This is a genomic window from Halopseudomonas salina, assembly GCF_008641105.1.
The window spans coordinates 17,653-29,149 of record NZ_VTTI01000009.1; the positions used below are offsets into that span (position 1 = coordinate 17,653).

The window sequence follows — 11,497 nt, forward strand, 5'->3', positions numbered from 1 at the left end:
CGGGGTAGGGGCGGGAATGACGAGGACTCGCTTGAATGATTAGGAATGGCGGAAGTAGCGAAGTGGGGGCGGGAGTGGCGAGGGAGCATGTAAAAGAGTAAGGAGGTTGGGCTGGAATGGGTGCGGGGAAAACTGGGCGAGATGCAGGTGTGGTGGCCGTTTCCATTAGCAATTGAAGGTTTGCTGGGGCACAATTGCTTATTCGGAAATTGAGGGTGGAGAGCAATTATGAAAGGCAACCAGGAAGTCATCGACTGCCTTGTTTCACTGTTACGTGGCGAACTTGGTGCGCGCGATCAGTATTTTCTCCACTCGCGCCTTTATGACGATATGGGCTATAGCAAGCTTTACGACCGTATCAATCATGAGATGGAAGAAGAGACTCAGCACGCTGACGCCATCCTCAAGCGTATTTTGTTCCTCGAAGGCAAGCCGGACATGACACCTGATGCAATTCATCCCGGGTTCACCGTGCCCGACATGCTTGCATCCGATCTCAGGCTGGAATACGAAGTACGCGAAAATCTGGCGGCAGCGATTGCGCTATGTGAGAAGCACAAGGATTATCCGACTCGCGAAATGCTCGAGATCCAGCTTCAGGATACCGAGGAAGATCACGCCTATTGGCTGGAGCAGCAATTGCGACTGATCAAGCTGATTGGACTGCAGAACTACCTACAGTCTCAGATCTGAGCTTCGGGGCGGTAACCCAGTCTTATACCTCCCCAATGTCGTCCATGAACGCGAATGGGCACTGACAGGTCATGCATGATTTCGCCAGTGTCGCGTTTATAGGTTTGCAGCAATAGCGCTTTTTCGTGACTTCCACAACGCCTTCCGGTGGGGTCATCGAATAGCCGTTTGGTACGGCAGTGCTGTGTATCGTGTTTCAGATCGCCGTTAGGGCGCGCACAGAACGCATTGTTGTGCGTTGGGACGTACCCGGCGACGGTAGTCGCAATGGCATATACCAGGGCAGGATTTTCCTTTAGCAGTGGTTCCTGAATGCCCGGGAGGACCTTGTCGGCATACTTGTCGAAGTGGCTGGTATATTGCTGAGGTCGCGTGCCCTCGATGGGGTCGAGCGTGGTATTGAATAGACTATCAAGGCCGATAGCACCACTCAGAATGTCCGCTTCGAAGCGCTCCTCAATAGCCTTTGCAGCTGCCTGAGCAGCCTCGAAACAGTGCTGGTGGTAGGGGTCCAATGCGACCTCTGCCAGCATTTCACTGACCTCTTCCGCTATTGCCACCAACTGGTTTGCTTCATTGCCCAGCGACCGGGTTTGCGCATCGCTGTCAGACAAATCAGCTCTTATCTGCTCCACGGCGGTAGATAGGCTGTCCAGTTGATCCTGATTCTCGACGCTACTGTGGGCGATCAGACTGGTTGCCTGTTTCACAGCGTCACCCTGTTGATTGATACCCGCCAATTGCGAGTCTGCTTCCTCGATAAGGTGCACACCTGCCTGAATCTGTTCGGCAAGAGCATTTATACTCTCGGTCACCAGACCGGCTTGTTGGTGCATTTCGTCAATAATAAGGGAGACTTCGGAAGTGGACTGGCTGGTACGACTGGCGAGGGCCCGGACTTCGTCAGCAACTACAGCAAACCCCCGACCCATCTCGCCGGCCCGAGCAGCCTCAATTGCGGCGTTCAACGCCAAAAGGTTGGTCTGGCTGGCGATTCCATCGATAACCTGGGTCACCTGAACGATTTTGGCGGCCCGTGCATTGAGCTGTGTAAGCATGTGCAAACTGTCACTCGCCTTACCGGCAAGTTGTTGCATCAGTGCTGTGGTGTTGTCCAGAGCTTGCTTGCCAGCGGCGCTGCTGGTCAAGGCCACTTCGGCTGCCCTGTCTGCATCATCAGCATAGCCAGCGGCTTTTTCCACCTGTTGAGCTATGGCACCGGCATTGCTGGCAGCCTGGGTAGTGGCAGCCAGTTGGGAGGAGATCCGGGTCGCCAGCTGGTCGACAGAGTAGGATACCTCTGCTGCGGCAATAGCGTTGTGGCAGGTTGATTTGGATAACCGTCTTGCCAGTTCGCTCAGTTTGTCGGTGCTATCTACAGTCGGGGCTGTAGGCTGGCGCAACAGGGTTACCCAAGGCAGGGCGGCGATCAACGGGGTGTACCAGAGGGTTTCGGGCCCCATAAACAAGACAGCTGCAAGCACCAGTAGAATCTGAATGACAACGCAAAAGAATTTATTATTGGATATTGGCAGCATGGCTCTCTCCCTGGACCCAGGGCGCCTGTTTGGCTAAGCACGATCACTACGCCTGGTAGGCTGAGTTTGCGGCTGGCGTCGAGGTACGCCAATGCGCCTTTGGTCTATTACGCATTGGTCTTGAGGGTAGGGCCATGATCGAAAACTTAGCTGCGTCGGAGCAACTGTCCCCATAACGATTCTGCTGGAGCGCGCCAGATCTGAACATGGAGCCATTCTAGCGAAACCCTGTCTCTCGCTAACAGTGTGCGCTCGGTATTGCTGAGCCCCTCAGCCCCTTCACGCAGGCAGCGTGTGCGTAATGCCTGTAATCGCTCCTTGCGTGTAGCTCCGCCGAGGTCTCGCGCGAGTCCTGCGTGCAAGGCGTTGAGTCGGGGGTTGATCAACGCTTGTTGAAATGCAGACATCTGCCCATGGGCCTGGTGGTGGATGGGCTCATTGCTGAGGTCGTCGAGTAGCTGGGATCCGCTGGATTCTTCCGGTATTACCAACAGCCCACCCCGTCTGAGGGTTTGCCCGGCCCGAATGCGGCTGAGCAATACAAATACCGGTGCAGCGAAAATCAAGGGGATGGCTACTGGCAACGACCACAGAAAAAACATGGGATCAATCCAGTAGGCAAATCCGATCCAGCCCAAAGCCAACAAGCTGCCAAACGCCTGATTGATTATGGCTTCGCTCCAGCCGCTCTCACCGCTGCGATTCTGTCCTGCCCATTGGAGTTTGATATTGAACAGTGACTCAAGCACAAAGCGTGTGTGGGAAAGCATGCGGATAGGTGCGAGAAGTGCAGAGACCAGCATCTCCAGTAGAACGCTGACCATTAACCGGGATGCCCCGCCAAAACTCCGGGATCGGCCACCCATTACCGCATCGAAAACTGCCAGAAACTTGGGCAGAAACAGTAACGCAAAGGTAATCGAAATCAGGACTATCGCTCGAAGGGGCCGCCATTCCGGCCAGACCGGATGCAACTGGTGGGCTTCGGGAAAATACTCGATGGGCCAGATTACCATGCTGGCCGCGGCAACGGTTGCCAGGACTAGGAAGGCCAGCCACAGGGGCGATGCGGCATAGGACATGATGCCGTTGAGAAAGGCCATGCGATGGGCCAGACGTAGTCGACGGCCGCGCAGCATTAGCCACAGGTGCTGAAGATTACCCTTTGCCCAGCGCCGGTCACGGTTGAGTTCCTCCACCAGCGTAGGAGGAGACTCTTCATAACTTTGCCTGAGTTCGGGCTCAAGCCAGACCTCTTGCCCGGCGCGACCCATGTAGGCGGCTTCCACAAAGTCATGGCTCAGTATCGGCCCCTTGAACAATCCCCAGCCGGGCAATTTGCGAAGACCGCAATATTGCATGAAGGGTGCTGTGCGCAAGATCGCATTGTGGCCCCAGAAAGCCGCTTCGCCCATCTGAATGGCGGCAAGGCCGGTAGTAAACAGTGGGCCATACAGCTGATTGGAAAATTGCTGGATCCGCGCGAATACCGACTGGCCATTCAGCAGGCTGGGGCTACTTTGTAGAATACCCACCCGGGGGTGCCGCTGCATCAACTGCACCATTTGTACCAGCGTGTCACCACCCATCAGGCTGTCGGCATCGAGAACCACCATGTAGGGATAACTCTTGCCCCATCGGCGCAGGAAGTCCCCTACGTTGCCACTTTTATAGTTCTGATTCAGGGGGCGACGGCGATAATGGATCTGACCTTCGGCCTGCAGCTCCTCAGTCAGAGAGGCCCAGGCTGCCTGCTCGTCCAGCCAGATATCGGGATCGCGAGTGTCCGACAGAATGAAAAAATCGAAATGCTCGACCTGACCCGTCCGCCGCAGGCTCAGATACACCGTCTTGAGCCTGCCTAGACAGTCGCTGACGTTTTCGTTGTATATGGGCATGACCACAGCTGTGCGGGCCATGGGTGTTGATGCGAGTGTTGAGGCGGTCTGCTGATGCATCAGCGAGTGCCGGTCACCCCCCCTGAGGCGCAAGACAAAACCGAAAACGCCTATCCAGAACCCCAGGGAAATCCAGGAGAACAGAATGGCAAAAATGCTGGCCATGCCAATCTCTACCCAGGTTCCGCCGTTGTAGGGCAGGATAGACAACATGAACCAGGTTGCGAAGACGGTTTGCAGCAACACTGCTACGAGCAACATCAAGCGCCGCCGAAAACCTATCATCCGCCAGGGCCGAACAGGCTGCTCCTGGATTGTTGAGCGGCTTTCCAGGTTCGTCGCAATTGCAGAGGAGGGCGTGCCCATCAGTAGTCACCGTAGCCAAGGCTGCCGCGGCACAAAGGCGGCGACGGGAGTGGGGCGCTATGGCGGGGCAGTTCAAAATAGAGCGGTATCAGCCCCATGCTTGCAGCCAGGGTGTCACCCGGATCCGCATCCAGCGCTTGAGTAACCAGCGCCAACGCCTGTTTTTCCGCATCGACTGTGATGGTTACCCCCGACAACTCGAGATAGCGCAAAACCCGGCGCAGCGCCTGTTCACTTGGAGGCGTTGAAGTATTCACTTTTGCAGACCCAGCAGGCCGGTGTTTCTGGGTAGTTGGTATGTCCAGGTTTCTGTCACCGGCTCATTTTCAAGGGAGAGAAAACCGCGCAGGGTTAGCGGCTTCTCATCCGCAGGTCGCGCAAGAATAGACAGTCGCCACTGCTTCAACGGCTCCAGGTATTCAACAAAATGGCTGATGATTTCGCCATCCTCCAGGCCTGTTACCGAGGCGACGACGGGAGCGTCGGCTACCAGATCCTCCAGAGCACCCCCGGCAAAGTCGACGATAACTCGCACGGCGCCGGCCTGATTGCCCCCGCCCACACGGCTGCCGTCGCCCAGGTGCGTGGCCATTGTGCGTGCCAGTGGCTCGACTGGAATCCGCTGATCACCAAAGGTAGTAGTGTACGAAAGGTGCAGGGGTTCGTTCGGGACGACTTCCTGAGCGGGCTGCCAGAAGGCGACAATATTGTCGTTGGTTTCACCCTTAGTTGGCAGTTGCACCAACACCACATTACCCTTGCCCCAATCACCCACAGGCTCGACCCAGGCGCTGGGGCGGGTGTCGTAGCGGGCTTCCTTATCCATGTATTGGGTGAAGCTGACGTCGCGCTGCATCAGGCCGAATCCGCGTACATTATCGGTGGCGAAGTAGTCTGTGGTCAGCGATACAGGATTCAGCAAAGGCCGCCACAACCATTCATCTGATACCCCATCATGTATCAATAGGCCGTCAGAGTCGTGCACCTCGGGTCGCCATTCACCATGGGGTTTGAGGGTGTTTTCTCCGTAATAGAACATGCTGGTCAGTGGTGCAATACCCAATAATTTTACGTTCTTGCGGGGAAATACGACCGATTTGACCTCAACGGTTGTCTGGTCTCCCGGTGTCACGGTGTATTGGTAGGCACCTGTCATGCTGGGGCCGTCCAGCAGGGCGTGAAAGGTAAAGCTTGAAGCGCCTGCCTTGGGTGTTTCCAACCAGTACTCAATGAAGGCCGGAAACTCCTCCCCGCCAGGAAGGCCGGTATTGATTGCCAGGCCGCGGCCGGATAGCCCAAAGTTCGTATCGCGGCTCACGGCACGGTAATAACTGGCGCCGGCAAAAACCAGAAACTGGTTCTGCAAGTCATTACCCTTTAAAGGGAAGGTCAACTTGAATCCGGCGTAACCAAGGTCTGCGGGGATCTGCTGCTCCAGTTCGCCGCTGGGGTAGTCAAAACTGGATTTATTGAAGGGCAAGGGCTCGCTTTCGCCATCGCTGACGACATTGATCTGCACCGGGTGGGTATAGAACAGGCCCGGGGGCACAAGCATGACCTTGAATTTGGAGTCGGTTTCCTGCCACAAGCTGCTCTGCGGCTTGAACCTGATGCCTTGATACTGATCGTAATTCAGATTCTGCAAAAAACCCGGGATCTCTGGCGGAGCCTGATACTTCTCCCTGGAAAGGGATTCCGCTTTAGCCACAACGGTGCCACGGACAGTGTCTGCATTGGCGCTGACAGCATAAGCCAGCAGCGTAACTGTCAGCAGGGGTAACAGAACGAGCTTCATTCATGGTTTCCTTGCAAAGGGGGGGCAAACCGGTACCGATTGGTCTTTTCAAACAGCTGTGTCGTTCACATTCGATACACGGGGAGCTTTCGCCTTTGGCAGCTGAAACGCTTGTAAGTTCCGTTTCAGAGGCCCGGAAAAGGTGACTGGTGTGACGTTGACAAAGCTAGGGGTGTTATCAATGAGTCGTTGCTGACTGTACCTTGCGAACAGCGCACCCTCGGGGGTATAAGACCCGATCCATTCTGGAGGTCTAAATGAACACACACAATCCAACAGATCCTCTGAGCTGGCGCCCGGCCGGTCGTCGTGAATGGTTGGGGCTGGCTGTTCTGGTCTTGCCCACTCTGCTCCTGGCGCTCGACATGACGGTTCTGCATCTGGCTGCACCGCAATTGAGTGCAGACCTGCAGCCAAGTAGTGCGCAGTTGCTCTGGATACTGGATATATACGGCTTCATGGTGGCCGGTTTTCTGATTACCATGGGCACCCTGGGTGATCGTATTGGTCGTCGGCGCTTGTTGCTGATTGGTGCTTTTGCCTTTGGGGTGGCCTCTATCGCAGCAGCCTTTGCCAGCTCTTCCGGCATGCTGATAGTAACTCGGGCCATTCTGGGGATCGCCGGTGCAACTCTGATGCCCTCCACGCTTTCGCTGATCCGCAACATGTTCCATGTTCCCCATGAGCGTACTCTGGCGATTACCATATGGATGACGGGCTTTATTGTTGGTACCGCTATAGGGCCGTTGATCGGCGGCATCGTTCTGGAATTCTTCTGGTGGGGTGCGGTGTTTCTGCTGGCGGTACCGGTGATGGTTCTGCTTTTATTGGTTGGGCCATTTCTTCTTCCAGAATTTCGCGATGAGCAGGCCGGACGACTGGACTTTCCCAGTGCGCTGCTATCGATTTCTGCCCTGTTGCTGGTCATTTTCGGCCTCAAGGATGTAGCACGCGATGGCGTCAACCTCCTGGCCATTGCGGCTAGTGTGCTGGGCATCGTTGTGGGTGTGTTATTCATACGCAGGCAGCGCAGCCTGGTCGATCCGATGCTGGATATGGATTTGTTTCGACGTCGCGCCTTTACGGTGTCCGTGATCGCAATGTTGATGTCGATCCTCGCCTTGTCCGGCGCGTGGCTGCTGATTTTCCAGTACTTGCAGGGGGTGATGGGTCTCAGTGCTCTGGCAGCAGGCGTGGTGATGCTCCCGTCTGCGGTGTTGCAGACCATCGCTTCCCTGTTGGTACCGCGTATGTCCCGGTGGCTGAAGCCATCCTGGTTGGTCAGCGGTGGCTTGCTGATAGCGGTGATAGGGTTTGCCGCACTGATCCTCGTGGAAGGCGAGTACGGACTAGGATGGATGATTCTGGGTACCATTCTGCTCGGCGTCGGGATAATGCCCATGATGATTCTGGGCACTGATCTGGTAATGAGTTCCGTGCCGCCTGAAAAAACCGGCGCAGCCGCGGCTACTTCCGAAACGGCGACTGAGCTGGGGATGGCCATGGGCATTGCGGTAATCGGGAGTGTTGGCGCTGCCGTTTACCGTGGACACATGGCTGCCCAGATGCCAGCCGGGTTGGACGTGCAGCAGATTGAAATAGCGAGTGACACCCTCGGAGGCGCCCTGGGTGTTGTTGCTATGTTACCCCCGGATTTGGCAGAGGCGTTGCTGGTTGCGGTGCAGGGTGCCTTTGCGGAGGCATTGCACGCCAATGCGCTGATCGGTGGGGCGATCATGGCTGCTGCTGCAGTACTGACGGCAATCTGTTTGCGGGATGTGCGGGTGAGCGGGGGCGGGCACTGACCGTTTTGGCAAAAAAAACGCCCCGGCGGCAAAAGCCGGCGGGGCGTTTCAGATAGCGGGCTGAACCTTAGTTCTTGGCCGCTTTCTTTTCTTTCTCTTTCGCGATAACGGTCTCGGCTACGTTAGCCGGGCACGGCGCGTAGTGAGCAAACTCCATGGAGAACTGACCACGGCCAGACGTCATTGTGCGCAGGGTGCTGATGTAGCCGAACATTTCTGCCAGCGGAACATCAGCCTTTACGCGCACGCCAGTGGCGCTGATTTCCTGACCGAGGATCATGCCGCGGCGACGGTTCAGGTCACCGATAACATCACCAACATGGTCTTCAGGTGCGTATACGTCGACCTTCATCATAGGCTCGAGCATTTGTGGGCCGGCCTTGGGCATGGTCTGGCGGAAGGCACCCTTGGCTGCGATTTCGAACGCAATGGCCGAGGAGTCAACGGCGTGGTAACCACCGTCCTTCAGCTCGACAACCACGTCCAGCACGGGGAAGCCAGCCAGCGGGCCAATGCCCATCATGGAAGCGAAACCCTTCTCGATAGCCGGGAAGTATTCCTTCGGAACGTTACCGCCCACAACGGAAGACTTGAAGGTGAAGCCAGTGTTCGGCTCGCCGGGCTTGATGACGTAGTCAATCTTACCGTACTGACCGGAACCACCCGACTGCTTCTTGTGGGTGTAGCTGTCTTCAACGTCCTTGGTGATGGTCTCGCGGTAGGCAACCTGTGGCTGACCTACAACCAGATCCACACCGTAAGTGCGGCGCAGGATGTCGACTTTGATATCCAGGTGCAGCTCGCCCATACCCTTGAGGATGGTTTCGCCTGAATCAATGTCAGTTTCAACACGGAAAGTAGGATCTTCTGCAACCATCTTGCCGATGGCCACGCCCATCTTCTCGGTGGAACCCTTGTCTTTCGGGGTAACCGAGATGGAGATTACGGGCTCGGGGAACACCATGGCTTCCAGGGTGCAGGGGTGCTTGGGATCACACAGGGTGTGACCGGTTTGCACGTTCTTCATGCCCACGATGGCAATAATGTCACCGGCGGTGGCGAAGCTCAGTTCGTTGCGCTCGTTGGCCTGCATTTCGACCATACGGCCCACGCGCTCGCTCTTGCCGGTAAACGAGTTGAGGATGGTGTCACCCTTGCTCAAGGTACCGGAGTAGATGCGTACGAAGGTCAGGGCGCCGAAACGGTCGTCCATGATCTTGAACGCCAGAGCACGGAAGGGCTCCTTCTCGGAAACGATGGCGTATTCGCCGTTGGCGTTGCCTTCTTCGTCGGTCAGGGGCTGCGGGTTAACTTCGTGCGGTGCAGGCAGGTAGTCGACAACGGCGTCGAGCAGCAGCTGCATGCCCTTGTTCTTGAATGCCGAGCCACAGTAGGTTGGGAAGAACGCCAGTTCCAGCGTGCCCTTGCGGATGCAGCGCATGATGTCTTCGTTGGAGGCTTCTTCGCCTTCCATGTAGGCCATCAGCAGGTCGTCGTCCATTTCCAGGGCAGTTTCGACCAGCTCGCCGCGGTATTTCTCTACATCGTCAACCATGTCGGCTGGGATGTCGGTGATCTCGTAATTTTCCGGCAGACCGGTAGCATCCCAGACGTAAGCCTTGCGGGTCAGCAGGTCAACGACGCCGGAGAAGGTATCTTCCCGACCGATTGGCAGTGTCATGATCAGTGGCTTGGCACCCAGCACTTTCTCGACCTGAGCGGTTACGCGCAGGAAGTCGGCACCGATACGGTCCAGCTTGTTGACGAAGATCAGGCGGGATACTTTCGAATCGTTCGCGTAGCGCCAGTTGGTTTCTGACTGGGGCTCAACACCGCCGGAACCGCAGAATACGCCGATGCCGCCGTCGAGTACTTTCAGCGAGCGATAAACTTCAACTGTAAAGTCAACGTGGCCGGGGGTGTCGATAACGTTGAACCGGTGGCCTTTCCAGAAACAGCTGACGGCTGCCGACTGAATGGTAATACCGCGCTCGGCTTCCTGATCCATGAAGTCGGTGGTGGACTCGCCTTCGTGAACTTCGCCAAGTTTGTGGATACGACCGGTCAGCTTGAGAATACGCTCGGTAGTGGTGGTTTTCCCGGCATCAACGTGGGCGAAGATACCGATGTTTCTGTAGAGGTTAAGGTCTGTCGTCATAGCGCTCTCTGATAAGCCGGGTGGAAATAAAGGCGCTCATCATACAGGATTAGAAGTGATTTCGCTCTGCTTTTACGACGGAAAGGAGGGCAAGCTTTCCAGAGACACGTTTGACGAGCGCCGGGGCTAACGACGCTCGCATATTTCCCGTCTCCGCCTCGGAGTTGGAGGCCTCTATTACAGCCGCTCCGCGGCATCCTGTTACGCCGAGGCTTCTACCTCGTAGTTGGCATAGGAATGTTTCAGTGTCGCATGGTTGAGCAACATCTGTGCTTTGAGTGTTTTGCCACTGGCATCGTAGATGCTGGAAAGCACCCAATAGGATTCTGTGCGCTTGCTCTCGGAGAGTGCAACGATTTCCCGCCGTATGAGGTAGTCCTCGCCTAAAAACAGAGGGCCATCGATCATGCGGATCTCCTGATCGGCGAACAGGCCAATAACCGGTTGCTTGACCGGGAATTCTGCTTCCTTGCTGGTGTATTCAGCGAGCACGCTGACCATTTCCATCGGGATGATGGCGCGGCCCCACGGCGTAGTGGCGGGGTCGGAATACCAGGGAGAGTTCTCGGTGATACCCTCGAGTTTCTGTGCAAGGGAGAACGGGTACAGGTTGCCCATATGTTGGTCGTGGTCCATACGCACTTTTTCGTCGCGGGCGCCGGTCATCCCCACATGCAGGTCCGACAGGATGACCAGTTTTTCCGGTGGGCGCAGTTTGGCCATGCGTTGGTCCAGCAGGCTTTCGCCGGCATCCGGCCCCAGGCTGGCGCTGGCTTCAAGCACCGGAGTGCCGTCTGCCTTTTCGGCCCAGGCGCGCACCCTGGTGGCGCCTGGGGCGGGGCGCTCTATGAACGCGCGAACCTGCTCACCTTCCACGACCATGTTCTGAAAGTGGGCGGAAAAACAGCCACGCTCAAACCAGGTCTGCCCCCATATTTCGGCCAGCAGCGGTGCAAACTGGCTGAAATGCGTGGGGCCTTCAATCGGGCCCGCCCTGAAGCCCAGCTTCTCGGCCATGCTGTCATCGTGTATGGAGGTGTGGCCGCTGTATTCCTGATCGGCCAGCATCTGTTTTGGCTCACGCACGGGGCCGCACAGGTAAAGGGGGGTATCGAAGCTCATCATTGATCCTTGATTTGGCTGTTTGGGTTTCAACAGCTCAAAAAATGTTAATGCAGCATTCAGCGCGTTTATCTTCGCGTGTTGGTTAGCGCGCCTGGGCGAAGGGAGCTGGCTTGGTCCTG

8 protein-coding genes are annotated in these 11,497 nt (G+C 56.5%); 2 read left to right on the top strand and 6 right to left on the bottom strand.

All coding sequences use genetic code 11. The annotated features are described in order from the left end of the window. Positions 1-228: 228 nt before the first annotated feature. The gene (gene bfr / locus FZF01_RS14160; RefSeq protein WP_150278867.1) at positions 229-693 is read left to right on the top strand and encodes a bacterioferritin; all 465 of its coding nucleotides are present in this window, start codon (positions 229-231) and stop codon (positions 691-693) included. Here the strand turns inward: bfr and FZF01_RS14165 are convergent. The 4 genes from FZF01_RS14165 to FZF01_RS14180 form a co-directional block, all read right to left on the bottom strand. Beyond that, positions 684-2,231 carry a methyl-accepting chemotaxis protein gene (locus tag FZF01_RS14165; RefSeq protein WP_150278868.1) on the bottom strand — a complete coding sequence of 516 codons (1,548 nt, stop codon included), beginning with the start codon at positions 2,229-2,231 and terminating at the stop codon, positions 684-686. The two genes, bfr and FZF01_RS14165, sit on opposite strands and share 10 nt — an antisense overlap. Before the next feature lie 146 nt (positions 2,232-2,377). Further along, positions 2,378-4,495 carry a glucans biosynthesis glucosyltransferase MdoH gene (mdoH, locus tag FZF01_RS14170; protein WP_150278869.1) on the bottom strand — a complete coding sequence of 706 codons (2,118 nt, stop codon included), beginning with the start codon at positions 4,493-4,495 and terminating at the stop codon, positions 2,378-2,380. Then, a complete protein-coding gene (locus FZF01_RS14175) occupies positions 4,495-4,752 on the bottom strand; it encodes a hypothetical protein (protein ID WP_150278870.1) in 258 nt (85 codons plus the stop codon). The genes mdoH and FZF01_RS14175 overlap by 1 nt, the downstream gene beginning before the upstream one ends. Next, positions 4,749-6,290, bottom strand: coding sequence for a glucan biosynthesis protein (locus FZF01_RS14180; protein WP_150278871.1), 1,542 nt, complete (start codon positions 6,288-6,290; stop codon positions 4,749-4,751). Before FZF01_RS14180 ends, FZF01_RS14175 begins: the two co-directional genes overlap by 4 nt. Positions 6,291-6,547: 257 nt before the next feature. Here FZF01_RS14180 and FZF01_RS14185 point away from each other — a divergent pair, with 257 nt between their 5' ends. Continuing rightward, positions 6,548-8,095, top strand: coding sequence for an MFS transporter (locus tag FZF01_RS14185; protein ID WP_150278872.1), 1,548 nt, complete (start codon positions 6,548-6,550; stop codon positions 8,093-8,095). 67 nt (positions 8,096-8,162) lie between these two features. Here the strand turns inward: FZF01_RS14185 and fusA are convergent, their stop codons facing one another. Further along, on the bottom strand, positions 8,163-10,253 hold the full coding sequence (gene fusA, locus FZF01_RS14190; RefSeq protein ID WP_150278873.1) for an elongation factor G: 2,091 nt from the start codon (positions 10,251-10,253) through the stop codon (positions 8,163-8,165). A gap of 201 nt (positions 10,254-10,454) precedes the next feature. Beyond that, complete coding sequence (locus FZF01_RS14195) at positions 10,455-11,375, bottom strand: hypothetical protein (protein WP_223825533.1); 921 nt, start codon at positions 11,373-11,375, stop codon at positions 10,455-10,457. Between the last annotated feature and the right edge of the window lie 122 nt (positions 11,376-11,497).